The organism is Domibacillus indicus (genome assembly GCF_000970685.1).
In the GTDB taxonomy this organism is placed as follows: domain Bacteria; phylum Bacillota; class Bacilli; order Bacillales; family Domibacillaceae; genus Domibacillus; species Domibacillus indicus.
Map to the genome: position 1 here is coordinate 723,196 of NZ_LAJB01000002.1, position 19,519 is coordinate 742,714.

The window sequence follows — 19,519 nt, forward strand, 5'->3', positions numbered from 1 at the left end:
GGGACCGCTTTTTTGTTTATTCTTCTGCTTGTTCTTCTTGCTGCAATTCCGCTTCATATTCTTTTTGTTCATACATCCGCTTCTTTACAGCTTTCCATACTTCCTCTTTCCCAAGGCCTGTTTCAGATGAAAAAACGATAATATCGTCAATTGGATCAAAATCCAATGTTTCTTTAACGATTTTTAAATGCTTTTGCCATTTCCCCTTTGGCACTTTATCCGCCTTGGTGGCAATGACAATCACCGGGATATCATAATGCTTTAAAAACTCATACATCTCCACATCATCTACAGATGGCGCATGGCGCAAATCCACAATATGAATACAGGCTGCAAGAGGCTCACGATCTGTCATATACGTTTCAATCATGCGCCCCCAGGCCGCCCGTTCGGTTTTCGCTACTTTCGCATACCCGTAGCCAGGTACATCGACAAAAAACAGTGAGTCTTCAATTTTGTAAAAGTTCAGCGTTTGCGTTTTGCCTGGCTTTGATGAAATACGTGCCATGCTTTTACGGCCAATCATCCGGTTAATGAAAGAGGACTTTCCTACATTCGACCGGCCGGCAAGTGCAAATTCCGGAAGCCCGTCTTTTGGATATTGGTGCGGTTTGGCAGCACTGATCACCAGCTCTACGTTGTTAACTTTCATGAATTGCTTCCCCCGATCGCAATGGCCAGCACTTCATCCATTGTCGAGACCGGCAAAAATTCCAGGCCTTCTCTAATGCTTTCTGGCACATCATCGATATCTTTTTCGTTATCTTTTGGCAGGATGATCGTTTTTAAGCCCGCCCGGTGCGCACCAAGCGATTTTTCTTTCACACCGCCGATAGGCAGGACTCGTCCGCGCAGGGTAATTTCACCCGTCATCCCCACATCACGGCGCACAGGCCGGCCAGTCAGCGCTGAAATGAGCGCGACGCCCATGGTAATACCCGCTGACGGCCCGTCTTTTGGAACCGCACCTTCAGGAACATGGATATGAATGTCATGATGTTCATGAAAGTCAGCTTCAATTCCCAGTTCATTTGCTTTTGAACGCACATAGCTGAAAGCAGCCTGGGCAGATTCTTTCATGACTTCTCCCAGCTTTCCTGTTAAAATCAATTTTCCTTTGCCCGGTGAAAGAGAAACTTCAATTTGGAGCGTGTCTCCGCCGACTGCTGTATACGCAAGGCCATTGGCCACGCCAATTTGGTCTTCTGTTTCGGCCTGTCCATAGCGGAAAATACGTTTCCCGAGGAATTCCTGCAAATTTTTATCCGATACGGTTACACGCTTTTTCTCATTTGAAACGATTTTCTTCGCTGCTTTCCGGCAAATGGCCGCAAGCTGTCTTTCCAGGCTCCGCACTCCCGCTTCGCGCGTGTAGTAACGAACAATGTCACGAACGGCTTCTTCCTTTAAACGAATTTGGCTGCGTGAAAGTCCATTTTCTTTAACCTGCTTTGGAAAAAGATGATTCATCGCAATATTAATTTTCTCAACTTCCGTATAACCGGCAATTGAAATGATTTCCATCCGGTCGCGCAGCGGCCCTGGAATGGCACTTAAATCATTCGCTGTTGCGATAAACATGACATTTGATAAATCATACGTTTCTTCAATGTAGTGATCACTAAAATTGTGATTTTGCTCGGGGTCCAGCACTTCAAGGAGCGCGGCCGATGGGTCGCCGCGGAAGTCGCTGGACATTTTATCAATTTCATCAAGCAGGAAAACAGGATTAACCGTTCCAGCTTTTTTCATTCCCTGGATAATCCGGCCGGGCATCGCACCTACATATGTCCGACGGTGGCCGCGGATTTCAGATTCATCCCGGACGCCGCCGAGCGAAATCCTGACAAAATTACGGCCGAGTGACTCTGCGATCGACCGGACAAGGCTTGTTTTCCCTACCCCGGGAGGTCCCCCCAGACAAAGAATAGGGCCGCGCAGTGATTGAGTCAGCTGACGGACAGCTAAAAACTCAAGCACGCGTTCCTTTACTTTTTCAAGTCCATAATGATCACGGTTTAAAATATGTTCCGCTTTCATCACATCCAAATCATCTTCTGTAGCATTTGACCATGGAAGAGTTACCAGCCATTCAAGATAATTGCGGATAACGGCGCTCTCTGCTGCACTTTGCGGAATTTTTTCGTAACGGTCCAGTTCCTTCATAGCCGTTTTTTCTACATGTTCCGGCATATTCGCTGCCATGATACGAGTTGTCAGCTCTTCTACCTCGCCCGTTTTCCCTTCCTTATCGCCGAGTTCCTGCTGAATAGCTTTCATCTGCTCGCGTAAATAATATTCTTTTTGCGTTTTCTCCATTGATGTTTTTACACGCTGCCCAATCTTTTTCTCAAGATTGAGCACTTCACGCTCATTGTGAAGCAGTGAAATCAGGCGTTCAAGCCGCTCTTTTACAGAAAATGTAGCGAGTATTTCCTGTTTTTCTTTTACTTTGAGAGCCATATGAGAGGTAGCAATATCAGCAAGCCTGCCTGGCTCCTGAATATCAGAGACCGAGCTGATTGTTTCTGAAGATCCTTTTTTCGACAGCTTTACATATTGCTCAAATTGTTTTAACAGCATGCGCATGAGCGCTTCTGTTTCAGCATCTTTCGACTCGTCTTCTTTATGCACTTCCACTACAGCTTCATAAAACGCTTCCTGATCAATGACAGAAATAAGCTTTGCCCGCTCTAACCCTTCTACGAGTACGCGAATCGTTCCGTTAGGCAGCTTCAGCATTTGTTTTACTTTCGTCAGTGTACCAACCTCATAAACATCATCGCCCGATGGATCATCTAAATCCGGATCCTTTTGGGCGGATAAAAAAACAAGCTGGTCATTCATCATCGCTTTCTCAAGCGCTTCAATTGAGCGATCCCGGCCCACATCTAAATGCAGCACCATCGTTGGGTACACATGCATCCCGCGGAGCGGCAAAAGTGGCACCGTATAAATTGTATCTGCCTTCATGACATATTTCCCTCCCAATAAGAAAAGCGGAGGCAGCCGCTTAGGTCCAGCAGGCGCAAGAGGGACAGGTTGAGCAGCTTTTTGCTGCCGCCCAGCTGTGACAGCTTACGACCGATGGGCTCACCGCCCGAAGCTAGACAACATTCAAAAGTGAATAATGTGCTATCTTGCTGTTTAACCATCCTGGCCTCCACCAGATGCTTCTCTTTCTTTTTTCCTATCTTATCGTAAACCTATAATGCTGTCGATTAAAAAGAAGGGACAGCACCTGTTTCAGGCACTGCCCCTTCTTGTAATCCATAAGGCACTTATGCAGATGTTTTGTCAGCAGAGCCAACATCGTTGCCATTTTCATCAAGAAGACGAGGCGGCGCCAGATCGGTTACTGTTTCTTTTGTGATTACACATGTTTTAATATCTTCACGTGTCGGAAGTTCATACATCACATCGAGCATAATGCTTTCAATAATGGAGCGAAGTCCCCGGGCACCTGTTTTGCGTTCAATCGCTTTTTTGGCAATTTCACTTAGAGCCTCATCCTCGAATTCCAAATCCACATCATCAAGCTCCAGCATTTTTTGGAATTGTTTTACAAGAGCATTTTTAGGCTTTGTCAGGATTTCGATCAGCGCCTCTTCGTCAAGCTGTTCTAAGCTTGCAATGACTGGCAGACGTCCAATGAATTCCGGAATTAAACCGAAACGCAGCAGATCTTCTGGGACCAGCTGGGCAAGAAATGATTTTTCTTCCCCTTCTTGTTTTTTCTGGTCTGATCCAAAACCAATCACTTTTTGGCCAAGACGGCGTTTGATAATTTGCTCAACCCCATCAAATGCTCCGCCGCAAATAAATAAAATATTTGTTGTATCAATTTGAATAAATTCTTGATGCGGGTGCTTTCGGCCGCCCTGCGGAGGAACGCTGGCAACTGTTCCTTCCAAAATTTTAAGCAATGCCTGCTGAACCCCTTCACCAGATACGTCACGGGTAATAGATGGGTTTTCCGACTTGCGGGCTACCTTGTCTATTTCATCAATATAGATAATTCCCTTTTCTGCTTTTTCTACATCATAATCCGCTGCTTGAATTAATTTCAAAAGGATATTTTCCACATCTTCCCCTACATAACCTGCTTCGGTTAAGGAAGTGGCATCCGCAATAGCGAACGGCACATTCAAAATGCGTGCCAGTGTTTGAGCAAGAAGCGTTTTCCCGCTTCCTGTCGGCCCAATCAAGCAAATATTTGATTTTGCTAATTCTACATCATCGATTTTGCTGTTTGAGTTAATGCGTTTATAGTGGTTATAAACGGCAACGGCAAGAGATTTTTTGGCACGTTCCTGGCCAATAACATATTCGCCTAGTATTTCGCGTATTTCAGTTGGTTTTGGTACATCTTTAAACTCTACTTCTTCTTCCGTACCAAGTTCTTCTTCCACAATCTCCGTGCATAATTCAATACATTCATCACAAATATAAACACCAGGCCCGGCGACAAGCTTCCTCACCTGGTCCTGCGATTTTCCGCAAAACGAACATTTTAACTGTCCTTTTTCTTCATTGAATTTAAACATCTGGTTCACCCCTTATGCTATGTTGGTGCAGCCGGAGCCATTCTAGCCATCCGCCTTTTAACTGCGCCGTAACTAAGTTATGTATCGCATTGTAGCACACTTGCCGTAAAACAAAAACGAAAAAGCGTTTTTTGCTTTTTTATAGGTAGAAAACAAGGCACGATCCCCTCGTGCCCTGCCTGTGTATTTCTTTTATTTATTATGCACTAGTTTTACTATTTTCCACAAGGAATTCGACTGCTTTGCGGATTTTCAAATCTGCTTTCATGCCTTCAAGGCTTCCAAGCGCTTTTTGAACATCTTCTTTCGAAAGGCCGAATTGCTCAGACATTTTATTTACTTCAGTATCTACATCTTCATCTGTTGGCTCAAGATTTTCCGCTTCTGCGATCGCTTCAAGTGTTAGGCTTGTGCGTACACGCGTTTCAGCATTTTCTTTCATCTGGCTGCGAAGATCTTCTTCTGACTGCCCTGAGAACTGGTAGTACAGGTCAAGATTCATGCCCTGCATAGAAAGATTTTGTGTGAATTCCTGAAGCATGCGGTCGATTTCTGTGTTGATCATTGCTTCTGGCACATCTGTTTGTGCATTTGCAACGGCTTTTTCAACAAGGTCGTCACGAAGCTTTTGTTCGGAAGCATTTTTCTTTTGCTCTGCAAGACGCTCTTTTATTTTTGTTTTTAGCTCTTCAAGCGTTTCTGCTTCTTCGTCCGTTTCTTTTGCAAACTCATCATTTAATTCAGGAAGCTCCTGCGCTTTGATTTCATGCAGCTTCACTTTAAATGTTGCCGGTTTGCCTGCTAGTTCTTCTGCATGGTACTCTTCAGGGAATGTTACTTCCACGTCTTTTTCTTCTCCTGGTTTCATGCCCACTAACTGCTCTTCAAATCCAGGAATAAATGTGCCGGAGCCGATTACGATTGAGTAGTTTTCCGCCTGTCCGCCTTCAAATGCTTCGCCATCCACAAATCCTTCAAAGTCAATAACAACTGTATCGTCGTTTTCAACTTCTCCTTCTTCTTTCACAACAAGCTCAGCATGGCGTTTTTGAAGATCCTTCAATTCGTTTTCAACATCTTCATCTGTTACTTCTGTGCTTTCTTTTTCTACTTCAAGGCCTTTGTAATCGCCAAGAGTTACTTCAGGCTTTACCGTAACTTTCGCTGTGAAGATAAAAGGCTTGCCTTTTTCAAATTGCTCAACATCGATTTCCGGGCGGTCAACCGGCTCAATGCCTGCTTCGTCAATTGCATTTCCGTATGCTTCTGGCAAAATCGCGTCGATCGCATCCTGATAAAGTGCTTCTACTCCAAAGCGCTGTTCGAATAGTGGACGAGGCATTTTGCCTTTACGGAATCCTGGCACATTAATTGTTTTAACAACTTTTTTAAATGCTGTGTCAAGTCCCTGATTAACCGTTTCAGCGTCTACTTCTACTGTTAATACACCTTCATTACCTTCTAATTTTTCCCACTTTGCTGACATAAAAAATTCCCTCCAACAATCTATTAATAAATATGAACGTTCGTCCTATGTATATTCTCAATTGATATAAAAAGGACACAATACGACTTTTACATTATACCATACAGCCACTTTCTTTCAACTAAAAGGCTGAAATTTCATCGAGTTCCTGCATAAAATCCAGCACTTTAGCGGCAGCCTGATCCACTTTTTTTTCTTCAGCCGGTTCATACATTTGTTTTAATTTCAACAACGAAGCTTCCGCCCATTTTTCAGGAGAACTCTCCGGTTCAAACGGGTGCAGCAGAAATTGATAATGCTTTACCAATTCTACAGCCTGCTCAGCCAGGGCGGGGTTGTTCTGCCCGGCAGCTTGTTCGAGGCACTGAATCACAGCAAGAAAAAACGGCTGGCGGAACGCTTCATCTGTGATAGCCGGAATCATCATTTTTTCAAAGTGGAATTTTCTTACCGGTATACTTTTAGCCGTTCCAATCTCTCGCAGCAATCCAAAGGCCATTGTTTGGACAAAGGGATGTTCCGCCCGGTTTCCCACTATGTGAATGAGCTCCTCTTCAAAGGGTCCGGCATCAGATTTGGCCAGCTCAGCCAGGCGCATAGTTTTATCCTGCAGAGAATCCTCCGCTTTAAATAAAGCAGCCTCTTTTTTTGTACTCATGCGGTCAGCCAGCGCTTTCAAATGAGCAAAATGCTCATACCTGTCAGGCGGCAGGCCTTCCTCAAGCAGAGCGGACAATGTGTCTGATACTTCCCGGTACCGCCTTTTTTGAATAAGCATCAGAACTTGCAGATCCAGCACATCAAAGTAACGGCCTTCTCCGGCATGAAGCATTTCACGCGATAATTCAATTCCTTTATCATAGCTGCCGCTTTCATGATAAGCAATCAGAAGGGCCATTTTAATTTCTTCCTGATGCCCTTCCTCAAAACGCAGCGCTTCTGTATATAAACGAATCGCTTCATCAAACCGCTTTTCTTCGAGCGCCTGCTGTCCCTGCTGTTCCAGACGGACTGATGTTCCGGGAAATTGAATAATATTGCCGGACCGCTTCCGTATTTTTTTCTTCATGATTCTCACCCGCCCGCGTTTATATAGTTGAAGTGTAGCATGGCATTATTTGAATGAAAAGAAAAAACAGTTGCCATCCTTCCTTCTGGCTGTCATGCTTAAAAAAATCAGAAGAGGAGTTCAAACTATGATTGAGATTAAAACATCTGCCGTAAGCGACGGCGAATTTAACAGGGGCGTGTTTGCCACGCGCGATATAAAAAAAGGAGAGCTGCTTCATGAAGCGCCCGTTATCCCCTACCCAAACGACCAGCACATTCATATTGAAAAAACGCTGCTAGCCGACTACGCATTTGAATACGGAGTTAATCATTCAGCTATATTATTGGGTTACGGAATGCTGTTTAATCACTCTTATGAACCGAATGCAGTTTATGATATTCATTTCGAAAGCCATTCGTTCAAATTTTACGCTTACCGCGATATAAAAGCCGGTGAAGAGGTTTTAATTAACTATAACGGTGAGGCAAATGATGATACCCCACTCTGGTTTAACGACGACAGTCTTGAGCAATGAGCTCCTGCACCAAACAGGCCAAACACATTTGGAGGCGCTTTTCGCCTCCAAATGCGGGCTTGATCACAAGGCACCAGGCCCTGCTGAAGCGCTCGGGCCGCTTTTACAAGTTACAATTGCAAGTAAATAAAAAAAGACAATCCGCACCGAAATGTGACAGACTGCCTTCTTGAATTTGTATGTATGGCGTCCCAGGAGGGATTCGAACCCCCGACCGACGGCTTAGAAGGCCGTTGCTCTATCCAGCTGAGCTACTGAGACATCTATTAAAGACAATATTTATAATAGCAACCGGTTTGCCTGATGTCAACATGAATTTTTAAATACTTTTGTAAAATATGTTTTTGCGAATAAATTTGCTTCAGCACGTAAAAAACCGCCCTGTGCAAGCAGCAAGGGCGGCTGAGTTTCTAGCATAAGCGTTTAAATGTACAGGCCAGTTCTTCTACCTCGTGATGCTTTTCATCAAAAAAGCGTACATCAATTTTTGACTTTTCTACATTCACAATTGCATAGGTTTTTTCACGGCGCCCGCGCGGCAGCGCGATACTGCCCGGATTTAAATACAATACTCCGTCGTTATCCATTTCAGCGCCCGCTGTGTGTGAGTGGCCGAAGAAAACAAAGTCAGCCCCTGTCTCTTTCGCCTTCATCGCTAAATTGGTCAGCGTCATTTTGATATTATACCGATGTCCATGCGTCACAAAAACGCGGCACTCTTCTATACTTTCCAGCAGATCATTGGGAAACCGGTCTTCCGAATCGCAATTTCCCCGGACAACTGTGTAGCCGGCAATTGCCGGATCTTCGGCTGTCATTTCCGAATCCCCGCAATGAATCATCGCATTGACCTTTCCCTGATAACGGCGCTTCAGGTCGGCTAAAACGCTGTCCCAGCCATGGTTGTCACTTACGATTAATAGCTTCATCTTTCATCACCTGCCAGTTTGGGCAATATATCCCGCAGTTCGTTTAACGCTTTTGCACGGTGGCTGATTTTATTTTTTTCCGAAGGGACCATTTGCGCCATTGTTATTTCGTATCCTTCAGGAATAAAAAGCGAATCATAGCCAAAACCATTTGTGCCGGCTTCTTCAAAGGCAACTGCTCCTTCGCAGTATCCTTCCGCAAATACCGGCTCCCGGCCATCTGGAAATGCTGTGGCAAGTATGCAGGCAAAACGGGCGGTGCGCTTGTCCGCCGGGACATTTCTCATTTCGAGCAGCACTTTCTCATTGTTGGCCCGGTCATTTTTCTCTATTCCCGCATAGCGCGCCGAATGAACACCTGGCCGCCCGTTAAGTGCATCAATAACAATTCCTGAGTCATCAGCAATGGCCGGCCGGCCCGTCAGCCGGGCAGCCGATTCTGCTTTTAAAAGGGCATTTTCAGCAAATGTTTCTCCTGTTTCTTCAACATCCGGCAGTTCCGGATAGTCAAGAAGTGTTTTTACTGTAACGCCAAACGGCTCAAACATGCGGACAAACTCTTTTGCTTTTCCCGCGTTTCGCGTGGCAACAATTACTTCATTCATTCGCTGACTTCCTTTCATGAATCAACTCTGCTGCAACACCAAGCGCTTCCGCCTGGATATCAAATAGTGCTTCCATACCTTCCTGCGCCGCTTTAAGCAGCTGTTGCAGGTCATTCATGGAAAACGTCGCTTCTTCCCCTGTTCCCTGCAATTCAACAAATTGGCCTGTCCCCGTCATTACTACATTCATATCCACTTCTGCATTGCTGTCTTCTTCATAGTTTAAATCTACAACAACACCATGATCTTTCACAATTCCTACGCTGGCTGCTGCCAAAAAATCCGTGACAGGATAAACCGGAAAATCCTTTTCAATCGCCAGGTCATGCAAAGCGAGTGTCATTGCCACAAACGCCCCCGTAATGGCTGCTGTACGGGTGCCGCCATCTGCTTGAATAACGTCGCAATCAATCCAGATAGTCCGTTCTCCAATTATATCAAGATCCACGACTGCACGCAGTGCCCGGCCAATAAGACGCTGGATTTCCATTGTCCGCCCGGTCACCTTTCCTTTTGTTGACTCACGCATATTGCGCTGGCCGGTTGCACGTGGAAGCATTGCGTACTCCGCTGTTATCCAGCCTTTCCCGCTCCCTCTCATAAACGGTGGAACCCGTTCTTCTATGCTCGCTGTACAAATCACTTTGGTGCCGCCAACCGAAATAAGCACAGACCCCTCGGGATGTGTCAAAAAGCCTGTTTCAATTTTAACCGGGCGAAGTTCTGTTTCTGTCCGTCCGTCTATCCGCATGTAAATACCCTCCGTTTCTTCCTGCTCCGCTGTCCATTTTCCAAAATTTATTCATGTATGTCAAATGTTCATTCCGCTGATACATCACTTTCCGCATTAACAAACAGCGGAGCCGTCAGCGAGGCGGGCAGCGGAGCTCCTGTTTCCATCTTTACATCTTCATGCCCTTCCACTTTTACAGCAATACTGTCAATTTCAGCTGAAGCGGCGAGGGTTAGGGCCAGCGGCTTCAGCAGGCTGCTGGAAAGAAGAGCTTCTCCATTGTTCTCTAAAATTTCTTCACCAAATTGAAGAGCCGCCCGTCCATCTTCTAATTCTGGCGCCGCTGTTAACTTTGCATCGGAAGGCCAGCTTGTCATAAGACCGCTGCCAGGGAGAGGACCTTTTGCAAGCTCAGCAACAGAAGCAGCAATCAAATCTGTCGTCTGTTCCGGAATTCGCCGGGTGACCGGCACCAGGTATGGACCTTTTTCATTTTGCGCCGTAAAAAAGACGGTAATCGGCTTTGTCGCACCAGTATCTGTATAGCCCGCTTTTAAATTGATGCCGTCTTCTCTGCGCATGCCTCCTTCTGCAATCGGCATGCCCGCTTTAGGCATGGCCTCCAGCTTTTCTCCATTGAGCTTTAATTGAACACGCTCAGCTTCCCCTGCCCCTGTTACGGTCCATGTAATAGCAGCCGCAACCAGTTCTTCCTCTTCCGCCGGATAATCTGGAAAGGCCCCTCCCACACTGACAATAGCTGTTTTGCCCTTTAATTCAACATCCTGAATAATCGTTCCTTCAGGCAGGGGTGATTGAAATCCCTTCGGGACCTGTCCATCTGCCAGCGCCAAAAGGGCCGCTTTTTCTAGCTGGCCGTTCCCCTCAACAGGCACGGTCTGCGGAACGAGAAGCTGGTTTTGATCCACTACATACAGCTCCGCCATTACGGTTCCGTCTGCTGATGCAGGAGTTTCTTTCTCTCCCTCTTCTGTATATACCACTTTTACGGGCAGTCCATCCTCTGATTCTCCCGCGCAGCCTGACAGCACAAGCAGCATAGCTAGCCCAAACATTTTCCGCACCCAAACCGCTCCTTTCATTTGCGTTCATACAAATATATGCAGTGAAATAAAAAAAAGCCGGCATTATGCCAGCTGAATTTTTTTCGTATTCAATTGTTGGACACCAAGCCAGTCAGCCGCAATTCTATTAAAAGAATCAATATTGCCTGTTATGAAAAATCGATGTTCTGCCTGTTCATTCTCTGCAAGCATGTCATTAAATTCCAAAATGGCGCTGACACCCCGAGCCGTTTCGTCTCCCGAACTAATAACGGACACATCAGGTCCCATAGTATCCGCGATAATTGGTTCTAAAAGAGGGTAATGTGTACAGCCCAGTATTACTGTATCTAAAGAAGTTTTTTTCAGCGGTTCAAGAGTCCGCTGGACAATTTGCTCCGCCCGCTCACTCCGGTATTCCCCGCTTTCAACAAGCGGTACAAAGTCAGGGCAGGCAAGCGAATATACTTCCACGCCTGGATTAATCGCTTCAATCGCTTTTTCATAAGCCCCGCTTTTCACTGTTCCAGCTGTTCCAAGTACAGCAATGTGACGATTTTTCGTTTGTTTAATCGCAGCCCTGGCTCCTGGCTGAATCACACCAACAACCGGAATGTCCAGCTCACGCTTAATCTCATCAAGCACTACGGCTGTCGCAGTATTGCAGGCAATAACAAGCATCTTCATATCATACCGTTCTAAAAACCGTGTCATCTCCCATGTAAACTTTCGTACTTCTCCCGGCAGACGCGGGCCGTATGGACACCGTGCAGTGTCTCCTACATAATAAATCGTTTCTTTCGGCAGCTGGCGCATCATTTCTTTCGCCACAGTCAGCCCGCCAACACCTGAATCAATAACTCCAATTGGTCTGTTCAACACTTCCGCCTCATTCCGCTTTCATTTCAATATGCATTTTACTTAAAAGGTCATTTAAGCGTGCTGTTTCTTCTTCCGAAAAGTTATTCAGCACACCATCCACATATTCGCGGCGCCGCTTAATAACTTCTTTAATAATCTTTTCGCCTTCTTCAAGCAAGTGAATACGGACAATGCGGCGGTCTTTTGTATCTCGGACCCGTTCAACAAGGCTGGCTTTTTCCATCCGGTCTATAAGATCCGTCGTCGTGCTGCAGGCCAGATACATTCTGGATGACAGCTCCCCGATTGTTGTGTCCCCTTTTTCATATAATGAATGCAGTGCAATAAACTGCGGTGGTGTAATCATATAATCATTTAAAATTTCACGGCCTTTTTGCTTAATAATGCCGTCGATATGACGGAGATTCCGTTCAATATCAGCGACAGCTTCTCCCGAACTTTTTTGTATGAGAGACATACATCTGCACCCTTTCATTTAAAAAAACAATATAGATTTCTTCGTCTATTTTCCTTGTTTTCTACGTAAAATGCAAGCAAGGGAAAAAACCGTGCCGCTGGGTCGGCACGGATATAAAGCTATAAGGAAAGTTCCCCGATTCGAAGCAATTCAACAATGGCTTGAGCCCGTCCTTTGACGCCAAGCTTTTGAATGCCATTTGAAATGTGGTTCCTTACCGTTTTTTCACTAATCCCTAATTCTTCTGCAATATCATGAGTCGATTTCCCGTCAATAAGCCGCTTGAATACATCTTTTTCCCTTTTCGTCAAGATCGAAGCTGCCACCTACATTGTCACCCTTTCAAAGAGCAGCCAGTTTCGTTTAGCCGCCGCTACCCTATCATATGCGCGCCGCTCTTAATTGGTTTTATGTAAGTGTGAGAAGTTGTTTTGTATTTTCATCTAAAGGAACCGGCCGGCCGGATGCCTTGTCAATCTGTACAATCGTTCCCCGCCCGGTAAAAACCACCTCTTTCTTTCCGTTTTCACCTTTATAATGAATGTCGCATGATGATGTTCCGGAAGAAGCAGCTCTTACATAAACCTTTAATTGTTCCTCATAAAAAATCTGCTTTATATAGTCACACTGCAAATCCGCTACTACAAAAACTGCCTGATCGCGATCCCATTCTTTTTTTATGCCCTTGTTTTTCAAGAATTGAATACGTGCTTCTTCCAGATATTTAAATACTTCTGTGTTGTTTACATGGCCAAGCATGTCAATTTCTGAAAATCGGACTGTTACCGGCCAATAGTATACAAAAGACTCGGACCAGTTTTTCCAATTATCAATGTAGGCAGGCACTCTCATTTTCCCACTCCTTCAGTGAATAACCATTCATTTTTTATATAAAGAGAACCTCCAGCCTGCGCTGGAGGTTCTTCAAACGATTAATCGACCGCGTGATCACTCCCAAAGAAGCTGCGGAACGATTGAATCGTCGTTTCGCGGTTTAATGCCGCAATAGACGTAGTTAATGGAATACCTTTCGGGCAGGACTGCACACAGTTTTGCGAATTTCCGCAATTGGCAAGGCCGCCGTCTCCCATAATGGTCTCCAGCCGCTCGTCGCGGTTCATTGCACCCGTTGGATGTGCGTTAAATAACCGGACTTGTGACAACGGCTGCGGGCCAATAAAGTTTGATTTGCTGTTCACATTCGGGCAGGCCTCAAGACATACACCACAGGTCATGCACTTTGACAGTTCATAAGCCCACTGGCGCTTCCGTTCCGGCATACGCGGACCCGGTCCAAGATCGTACGTTCCATCAATTGGCACCCACGCTTTTACACGCTTTAAAGAATCAAACATCCGGCTGCGGTCTACCTGAAGGTCACGAATAACCGGGAACGTGCTCATCGGTGCCAGGCGAATAGGCTGTTCGAGCTTGTCCACAAGGGCTGTACAAGACTGGCGCGGCCGGCCGTTAATATTCATGGAACACGCACCGCAGACTTCTTCAAGACAGTTCATGTCCCAGGCAATCGGCGTTGTTTTTTCTCCTTTTTTATTAACAGGATTCCGGCGGATTTCCATTAAAGCGGAAATGACATTCATATTCGGACGGTATTCTATTTCAAACTCTTCATCATACGGAGCAGAATCGACAGTATCTTGACGTGTAATAATGAAACTGATGGTTTTTCTTTGCTCGCTCATTATTTCTCCTCCTTCTTCTTCGAGTAATCCCGTTTACGAGGCGGAATGAGCGATACGTCAATATCTTCGTAATGGAAAGATGGAGCCGTATTTTCCCCTGTAAACGTGGCCATAGTTGTTTTCATAAACTCTTCGTCATTCCGTTCCGGGAAGTCTGGCTTATAATGAGCGCCGCGGCTTTCATTCCGGTTTAACGCACCAATTGTAATTACGCGTGCCAAATGAAGCATGTTTTTCAGCTGGCGGGTAAACGTCGCTCCCTGGTTGCTCCATTTTGCTGTGTCATTAATATCGATATTTTTATAACGTTCCATGAGCTCAACAATTTTGTCATCCGTTTGTTTTAATTTATCATTGTAACGAACAACTGTTACGTTCGCCGTCATCCACTCGCCAAGCTCTTTATGAAGCACATATGCATTCTCTGACCCTTTGTTTAATGACATAATATCATTCCACTTGGCTTCTTCCTGTTTTACATGATTATCAAAAACAGAGCTGGAAACCGCATCAGCACTTTTTTCAAGGCCGCTAATATAGCGGACTGCATTCGGTCCCGCCACCATGCCGCCGTAAATAGCGGAAAGAAGTGAATTCGCTCCAAGACGGTTAGCACCGTGCTGTGAATAATCACATTCACCGGCTGCGAACAAGCCAGGAATATTTGTCTGCTGCTCGTAATCTACCCAGAGGCCGCCCATTGAATAATGAACCGCCGGGAAAATTTTCATTGGAACTTTGCGTGGATCGTCACCCATAAATTTTTCATAGATTTCAATGATCCCGCCGAGTTTAACATCGAGCTCGTGTGGATCTTTATGAGAAAGATCCAGGTACACCATGTTTTCACCGTTGATGCCGAGTTTTTGATTTACACAGACATCAAAAATTTCGCGTGTTGCAATGTCACGCGGCACAAGGTTTCCGTAAGCCGGGTATTTTTCTTCGAGGAAGTACCATGGCTTACCGTCTTTATATGTCCAGACGCGTCCACCTTCACCACGCGCTGATTCACTCATAAGGCGCAGCTTGTCATCACCCGGGATGGCAGTCGGGTGAATTTGAATAAACTCACCATTTGCATAATGGACTCCCTGCTGATAAACAATCGATGCTGCTGAACCTGTATTGATAACGGAGTTTGTTGATTTTCCAAAAATAATGCCGGGACCTCCGGTTGCCATAATAACCGCATCACCAGAGAACGATTGAATTTCCATTGTGGCAAGATTCTGTCCGACAACACCGCGGCAAATGCCTTCATCGTCCAGGACAGCACCAAGGAATTCCCAGCCTTCATATTTAGTTACAAGGCCGGCTACTTCAAAACGGCGCACCTGCTCATCAAGCGCATATAAAAGCTGCTGACCAGTTGTTGCGCCCGCAAATGCGGTACGATGGTGCTGTGTGCCCCCAAAGCGGCGGAAGTCAAGCAGCCCTTCCGGTGTCCGGTTAAACATAACGCCCATCCGGTCAAGCAGATGGATAATGCCAGGCGCTGCTTCCGCCATCGCTTTTACCGGCGGCTGATTTGCTAAGAAATCGCCTCCATAAACAGTATCATCAAAGTGTTCCCAAGGAGAATCTCCTTCGCCTTTTGTATTTACAGCCCCATTAATACCGCCCTGGGCACAAACGGAATGTGAACGCTTTACTGGAACAAGTGAAAATAGTTCAACAGGCGTTCCTGATTCCGCAACTTTAATCGTAGCCATCAAACCGGCCAGTCCGCCGCCGACCACGATAACTTTACCTTTACTCATTGTGAGGTCCACTCCCTTTTCCAGTTCTGTCTTCTATCTGTCTGACAGAAACCGATTCATTGCCGGCTTACACGAAAGCAAAAATCGCGCGAAGTCCGATAATTGATAAAGCCAAAAAGACAAATAGTGTTGCGTATGTAACGATCTGCTGTGAACGAGGTGATACGGCGATACCCCAGCTTACACAAAACGACCATAAACCATTTGCGAAATGGAAGATCGCTGCAAGTACGCCAACTATGTAAAAGATAAGCATAAATGGATTTGATAAAATGTCTTCCATCATTTGAAAGTTCACTTCTGCACCTAAAGCAGCCTGAACACGTGTTTCCCAAACATGCCATGCAACAAAGATCAGCGTAATGACGCCGGACCAGCGCTGCAGCGCAAACATCCAGTTACGGAAATAACTGTAGCGTCCCACATTGTTTTTTGCGGTAAACGCAATGTATAATCCGTAAATAGCATGGAACAAAAGCGGCAGGAAGATAATCAGCGTTTCAAGCACAAGCACAAATGGCAAGCTTCCCATAAAACCTGCAGCTTTGTTAAACGCTTCTTCCCCTTTCGTCGCAAAATGATTGACGACTAAATGCTGCGTCATAAACAGCCCGACTGGAATAACACCGAGCAATGAGTGCAGCCTGCGGTAAAAAAACTCTCGATTGTCAGCCACCATTTTCCCCCCTTAATCTTGAAGCATCCGACAAATAGTTTGATTATTCGCACACGGCTTCATCTATTAAACTTACGATGTGACAAGTACATTTTACTCCCATAAAGTATAAGCGTCAAGGAGAGGTGGGCACATTTTTGTCCGGCTTTTCATGCGGAATGTGCTTTTTTTGAGACGGTTAATTGTATATAATATTGAGAGAGAAAGCGAGGAATTCACTTTGACTATTGAAAACGGGGAAGAGAGACTGACAGAAGCAAAAGCTGCGTCTGTTCCTGTCTTTGGCTACGAACTGATCCGGGATGTTTTAATCGGCGACCTTTTAGGAGCGGATGCGGAGGATGTTTTATACTGGGGCGGCAAAGCGATCGCACGCCGCTTTCCATGCACAGATACAGAGGAACTGTCCTCTTTTTTTCAGGAAGCCGGCTGGGGGATAATCTATTTGATAAAGGAAACAAAAAACGAACGGCTGTACCGGCTTTCCGGCGGCTTAACTGAACGGCGGTTTGAGCTTCAGGCCAGCCCTTCTTTCACTCTGGAAAGCGGGTTTGTTGCGGAACAAATGTCGGCGCATTTTAACCGAGAAGCCGAGGCAGTTTATCAGTTACATAAAAAAAGCAAGCATGTTGATATTACCGTAAAATGGGAATAGACCGCCTTTTTGGCGGTCTGAGAGCATAGACAATTTGAAAGCAGGCTGATTGAAAACGTTTGTTCTTCCAGGAACGCCGCCGGCTGGGAAGCGGAGTGACCTTTTGGAGTCATGAGCATTCTCGGCCGGCAAGTGACGCCGAAAGCAAGCGTTTGTCAACAGCCTGAGACCGCCTTTTTGGCGGTCTTTATTTTTTTTCTGTAAGAGCAGCCATTACTGCATCGGCTGTTTTTTCCGGGATACCCGCAGCCATAATTTCTTCTTTTGACGCTTCTTTTAGCTTTTTTAATGAACCAAATGTTTTAAGCAGCTGCTTTTTTCGCTGCGGTCCAACTCCTTCAATCTCATCCAGAACAGATTGAAATGCCCCTTTGCTGCGGATTTGCCGGTGGAAAGTAATAGCGAACCGGTGCACTTCATCCTGAATGCGCTGCAGCAAATAAAACGCCTGGCTGTTATGCTGAAGCGGAATGATTTGAAGCGGCTCTCCATAAAGCAATTGAGAAGTGCGGTGGCGGTCATCTTTTGCCAGGCCCGCTACCGGAACATCAAGCCCGAGTTCGTTCAGTAAAATATCACGGGCTGCTTCAATCTGCCCTTTCCCTCCATCAATAACAATTAAATCAGGCAGTGGAAGCTGATCACGCAAAACACGCGTATAACGGCGGCGTATCACTTCACGCATAGAAGCGTAATCATCTGGACCGGTGACGGTTTTAATTTTATATTTCCGGTACTCTTTTTTCTCCGGCTTTCCATCAATAAATACAATCATTGCGGAAACCGGTGCAGTTCCTTGTATGTTTGAGTTATCAAATGCCTCGATGCGGAGCGGCACGTGAATATCCATCGCTTCACCAAGCTGCTCAACTGCTTTGATGGTACGTTCTTCGTCCCGGTCAATAAGAGCAAATTTTTCCCGCAGTGCAGCTTTCGCATTGTTCTTGGCGAGCTCTACCAGTTCCTTTTTTTTGCCCCGCTGCGGCTGTGTAACAGGCACGCCAATAAGCTGTCCGGCGAGGCTGGAATCAACAGCATCGGGCAGTAGAATTTCTTTGGGCTTAAAATGTTCCGGCGCTTCGTAAAAACGGCCAAGAAACGTAAGAAACTCTTCTTCCGGTTCACTGTATATAGGAAAAGTAGAAACATCCCTTTCAATCAAGCGGCCCTGACGGACAAAAAATACCTGTACACACATCCAGCCTTTATCAACCGTGTAGCCGAACACATCGCGGTCAGTCAGGTCTGCCATGTTAATTTTTTGTTTTTCCATCAATGTGTCGATATGTGCAATTTGATCACGGTATTCCTTGGCCCGTTCAAATTCCAGTTTTTCCGCGGCTTCTTCCATTTTAGCCGCCAGTGCTTTTTTAACTTCCTGGTGGCCGCCGTTTAAAAACCGGGTGATTTCTGCAGCCATCTCTTTGTATGTCTCACTTTGGACATCTTTTACGCAGGGAGCAAGACACTGGCCCATGTGGTAATAAAGACAGACCCGGTCTGGAAGGGTCGAGCACTTGCGCAGCGGATAAAGACGGTCCAGCAATTTTTTAGTTTCGGAAGCCGCATAAGCGTTTGGATACGGACCAAAATATTTCCCTTTGTCTTTTTTCACCTTTCTTGTGATAATCAGCCGTGGGTGCCTTTCAGCGGTCAATTTAATAAATGGGTAGCTCTTGTCATCCTTAAGCATAATATTATATTTCGGATCGTACTTCTTAATTAAATTCAGTTCCAGAATAAGCGCTTCAAGATCCGAAGAAGTAATAATGTATTCAAAGTCCACAATCTCACTGACAAGCCTTGTTGTTTTCGCATCATGCGAACCAGTAAAATACGAACGGACACGATTTTTCAGCACTTTCGCTTTTCCCACATAAATAACCGTTCCATGCCGGTCCTTCATTAAATAACAGCCTGATTCATCTGGCAAGAGAGCTAATTTATGCTGAATCAATTCATTCATAGGATGTACACCTCTTTAGACAAAAAAAGCGCCCCGGTACATCGGGGCGCTTGTCATGTATTACGCGTTGCGGTTGATTAATTCTTCAAGCGCTTCTTTTGGCTGGAAGCCGATGACTTTATCAACCGGCTGGCCGTCTTTAAACAAAATCAATGTCGGGATGCTCATTACCCCGTATTCACCAGCTGTTTGCTGGTTTTCATCAACATCAAGTTTTACGATTTTTACTTTATCGCTCATTTCAGAATCCAATTCTTCAAGTACTGGAGCAATCATTTTGCACGGCCCGCACCACGGTGCCCAGAAATCCGCCAGAACAAGTCCGCTTCCAGTTTCAGTTGAGAAGTTTGCATCAGTTGCTTTTACAATTGCCATTTATAATACCTCCTAAAGTTTCTGCATCATACGGAAAGTATATCACCGTTGTTTAGCGTAAGCTATTATTTTGCTTACCCTAAAAACGCAGC

The 19,519-nt window shown here is 45.5% G+C and carries 21 protein-coding genes and 1 tRNA gene; 2 read left to right on the plus strand and 20 right to left on the minus strand.

From position 1 onward, the window contains the following. Nucleotides 1-16: 16 nt before the first annotated feature. From yihA to VP98_RS04095, 6 genes are all read right to left on the minus strand, one after another. Nucleotides 17-652 carry a ribosome biogenesis GTP-binding protein YihA/YsxC gene (gene yihA, locus VP98_RS04070; protein ID WP_046173990.1) on the minus strand — a complete coding sequence of 212 codons (636 nt, stop codon included), beginning with the start codon at nucleotides 650-652 and terminating at the stop codon, nucleotides 17-19. Beyond that, a complete protein-coding gene (gene lon / locus VP98_RS04075) occupies nucleotides 649-2,973 on the minus strand; it encodes an endopeptidase La (RefSeq protein WP_046173991.1) in 2,325 nt (774 codons plus the stop codon). Before lon ends, yihA begins: the two co-directional genes overlap by 4 nt. Beyond that, nucleotides 2,970-3,155 (minus strand): hypothetical protein, encoded by a 186-nt coding sequence (locus tag VP98_RS04080; protein WP_046173992.1) that lies wholly within the window; start codon nucleotides 3,153-3,155, stop codon nucleotides 2,970-2,972. Before VP98_RS04080 ends, lon begins: the two co-directional genes overlap by 4 nt. Before the next feature lie 126 nt (nucleotides 3,156-3,281). Then, a complete protein-coding gene (gene clpX / locus VP98_RS04085; protein ID WP_046173993.1) occupies nucleotides 3,282-4,547 on the minus strand; it encodes an ATP-dependent protease ATP-binding subunit ClpX in 1,266 nt (421 codons plus the stop codon). Nucleotides 4,548-4,746: 199 nt separating this feature from the next. Then, nucleotides 4,747-6,033: a trigger factor gene (gene tig, locus VP98_RS04090; protein ID WP_046173994.1), complete on the minus strand. Its 1,287-nt coding sequence runs from the start codon at nucleotides 6,031-6,033 to the stop codon at nucleotides 4,747-4,749. A 121-nt stretch (nucleotides 6,034-6,154) separates the two neighbouring features. Then, nucleotides 6,155-7,102, minus strand: coding sequence for a hypothetical protein (locus tag VP98_RS04095; protein ID WP_046173995.1), 948 nt, complete (start codon nucleotides 7,100-7,102; stop codon nucleotides 6,155-6,157). Between the two features lie 127 nt (nucleotides 7,103-7,229). Between VP98_RS04095 and VP98_RS04100 the strand changes: the two genes are divergently transcribed. Further along, nucleotides 7,230-7,619, plus strand: coding sequence for an SET domain-containing protein (locus tag VP98_RS04100; RefSeq protein ID WP_046173996.1), 390 nt, complete (start codon nucleotides 7,230-7,232; stop codon nucleotides 7,617-7,619). A gap of 184 nt (nucleotides 7,620-7,803) precedes the next feature. Here VP98_RS04100 and VP98_RS04105 read toward each other — a convergent pair. The 12 genes from VP98_RS04105 to VP98_RS04160 all read right to left on the minus strand — a co-directional run bounded on the left by VP98_RS04105 (nucleotide 7,804) and on the right by VP98_RS04160 (nucleotide 16,431). Further along, nucleotides 7,804-7,880 (minus strand) — tRNA-Arg (locus VP98_RS04105). A gap of 149 nt (nucleotides 7,881-8,029) precedes the next feature. Next, nucleotides 8,030-8,548 (minus strand): metallophosphoesterase, encoded by a 519-nt coding sequence (locus VP98_RS04110; protein WP_046173997.1) that lies wholly within the window; start codon nucleotides 8,546-8,548, stop codon nucleotides 8,030-8,032. Next, on the minus strand, nucleotides 8,545-9,153 hold the full coding sequence (locus VP98_RS04115) for an XTP/dITP diphosphatase (RefSeq protein WP_046173998.1): 609 nt from the start codon (nucleotides 9,151-9,153) through the stop codon (nucleotides 8,545-8,547). Before VP98_RS04115 ends, VP98_RS04110 begins: the two co-directional genes overlap by 4 nt. Next, the gene (gene rph, locus VP98_RS04120; protein WP_046173999.1) at nucleotides 9,146-9,904 is read right to left on the minus strand and encodes a ribonuclease PH; all 759 of its coding nucleotides are present in this window, start codon (nucleotides 9,902-9,904) and stop codon (nucleotides 9,146-9,148) included. Before rph ends, VP98_RS04115 begins: the two co-directional genes overlap by 8 nt. A 68-nt stretch (nucleotides 9,905-9,972) precedes the next feature. Next, on the minus strand, nucleotides 9,973-10,962 hold the full coding sequence (locus tag VP98_RS04125) for a GerMN domain-containing protein (protein WP_231584117.1): 990 nt from the start codon (nucleotides 10,960-10,962) through the stop codon (nucleotides 9,973-9,975). A 72-nt stretch (nucleotides 10,963-11,034) separates the two neighbouring features. Next, on the minus strand, nucleotides 11,035-11,829 hold the full coding sequence (gene racE / locus VP98_RS04130; protein ID WP_046174001.1) for a glutamate racemase: 795 nt from the start codon (nucleotides 11,827-11,829) through the stop codon (nucleotides 11,035-11,037). A 10-nt stretch (nucleotides 11,830-11,839) separates the two neighbouring features. Further along, nucleotides 11,840-12,289, minus strand: coding sequence for a MarR family winged helix-turn-helix transcriptional regulator (locus VP98_RS04135; protein ID WP_046174002.1), 450 nt, complete (start codon nucleotides 12,287-12,289; stop codon nucleotides 11,840-11,842). A 119-nt stretch (nucleotides 12,290-12,408) separates the two neighbouring features. Then, complete coding sequence (locus VP98_RS04140) at nucleotides 12,409-12,615, minus strand: helix-turn-helix domain-containing protein (protein ID WP_046174003.1); 207 nt, start codon at nucleotides 12,613-12,615, stop codon at nucleotides 12,409-12,411. 82 nt (nucleotides 12,616-12,697) lie between these two features. Further along, nucleotides 12,698-13,141, minus strand: a complete 444-nt coding sequence (locus VP98_RS04145; RefSeq protein WP_046174004.1) for an acyl-CoA thioesterase — start codon at nucleotides 13,139-13,141, stop codon at nucleotides 12,698-12,700. Nucleotides 13,142-13,221: 80 nt separating this feature from the next. Further along, nucleotides 13,222-13,992, minus strand: coding sequence for a succinate dehydrogenase iron-sulfur subunit (gene sdhB, locus VP98_RS04150; protein ID WP_046174005.1), 771 nt, complete (start codon nucleotides 13,990-13,992; stop codon nucleotides 13,222-13,224). After that, complete coding sequence (gene sdhA / locus VP98_RS04155; protein ID WP_046174006.1) at nucleotides 13,992-15,755, minus strand: succinate dehydrogenase flavoprotein subunit; 1,764 nt, start codon at nucleotides 15,753-15,755, stop codon at nucleotides 13,992-13,994. Before sdhA ends, sdhB begins: the two co-directional genes overlap by 1 nt. Nucleotides 15,756-15,822: 67 nt before the next feature. Continuing rightward, nucleotides 15,823-16,431: a succinate dehydrogenase cytochrome b558 subunit gene (locus VP98_RS04160; protein WP_046174007.1), complete on the minus strand. Its 609-nt coding sequence runs from the start codon at nucleotides 16,429-16,431 to the stop codon at nucleotides 15,823-15,825. Between the two features lie 169 nt (nucleotides 16,432-16,600). Here VP98_RS04160 and VP98_RS04165 point away from each other — a divergent pair, with 169 nt between their 5' ends. Then, nucleotides 16,601-17,086, plus strand: a complete 486-nt coding sequence (locus tag VP98_RS04165; RefSeq protein ID WP_231584105.1) for a YslB family protein — start codon at nucleotides 16,601-16,603, stop codon at nucleotides 17,084-17,086. Between the two features lie 187 nt (nucleotides 17,087-17,273). On the opposite strand, the gene uvrC is transcribed toward VP98_RS04165, so the two are convergent. Together uvrC and trxA are read right to left on the minus strand one after the other, a co-directional pair. Then, nucleotides 17,274-19,052 carry an excinuclease ABC subunit UvrC gene (gene uvrC / locus VP98_RS04170; protein WP_046174008.1) on the minus strand — a complete coding sequence of 593 codons (1,779 nt, stop codon included), beginning with the start codon at nucleotides 19,050-19,052 and terminating at the stop codon, nucleotides 17,274-17,276. Nucleotides 19,053-19,112: 60 nt separating this feature from the next. After that, complete coding sequence (gene trxA, locus VP98_RS04175; RefSeq protein WP_046174009.1) at nucleotides 19,113-19,427, minus strand: thioredoxin; 315 nt, start codon at nucleotides 19,425-19,427, stop codon at nucleotides 19,113-19,115. Nucleotides 19,428-19,519: the final 92 nt, after the last annotated feature.

Bases quoted from the DNA above. Each gene is read 5' to 3' on its own strand.
- VP98_RS04095 (WP_046173995.1), bottom strand. From the start codon at position 7,102: ATGAAGAAAAAAATACGGAAGCGGTCCGGCAATATTATTCAATTTCCC.
- clpX (WP_046173993.1), bottom strand. From the start codon at position 4,547: ATGTTTAAATTCAATGAAGAAAAAGGACAGTTAAAATGTTCGTTTTGC.
- tig (WP_046173994.1), bottom strand. From the start codon at position 6,033: ATGTCAGCAAAGTGGGAAAAATTAGAAGGTAATGAAGGTGTATTAACA.
- trxA (WP_046174009.1), bottom strand. From the start codon at position 19,427: ATGGCAATTGTAAAAGCAACTGATGCAAACTTCTCAACTGAAACTGGA.
- VP98_RS04080 (WP_046173992.1), bottom strand. From the start codon at position 3,155: ATGGTTAAACAGCAAGATAGCACATTATTCACTTTTGAATGTTGTCTA.
- VP98_RS04110 (WP_046173997.1), bottom strand. From the start codon at position 8,548: ATGAAGCTATTAATCGTAAGTGACAACCATGGCTGGGACAGCGTTTTA.
- VP98_RS04100 (WP_046173996.1), top strand. From the start codon at position 7,230: ATGATTGAGATTAAAACATCTGCCGTAAGCGACGGCGAATTTAACAGG.
- VP98_RS04125 (WP_231584117.1), bottom strand. From the start codon at position 10,962: ATGTTTGGGCTAGCTATGCTGCTTGTGCTGTCAGGCTGCGCGGGAGAA.
- uvrC (WP_046174008.1), bottom strand. From the start codon at position 19,052: ATGAATGAATTGATTCAGCATAAATTAGCTCTCTTGCCAGATGAATCA.
- lon (WP_046173991.1), bottom strand. From the start codon at position 2,973: ATGAAGGCAGATACAATTTATACGGTGCCACTTTTGCCGCTCCGCGGG.
- VP98_RS04115 (WP_046173998.1), bottom strand. From the start codon at position 9,153: ATGAATGAAGTAATTGTTGCCACGCGAAACGCGGGAAAAGCAAAAGAG.
- sdhB (WP_046174005.1), bottom strand. From the start codon at position 13,992: ATGAGCGAGCAAAGAAAAACCATCAGTTTCATTATTACACGTCAAGAT.
- yihA (WP_046173990.1), bottom strand. From the start codon at position 652: ATGAAAGTTAACAACGTAGAGCTGGTGATCAGTGCTGCCAAACCGCAC.
- VP98_RS04145 (WP_046174004.1), bottom strand. From the start codon at position 13,141: ATGAGAGTGCCTGCCTACATTGATAATTGGAAAAACTGGTCCGAGTCT.
- VP98_RS04135 (WP_046174002.1), bottom strand. From the start codon at position 12,289: ATGTCTCTCATACAAAAAAGTTCGGGAGAAGCTGTCGCTGATATTGAA.
- rph (WP_046173999.1), bottom strand. From the start codon at position 9,904: ATGCGGATAGACGGACGGACAGAAACAGAACTTCGCCCGGTTAAAATT.
- sdhA (WP_046174006.1), bottom strand. From the start codon at position 15,755: ATGAGTAAAGGTAAAGTTATCGTGGTCGGCGGCGGACTGGCCGGTTTG.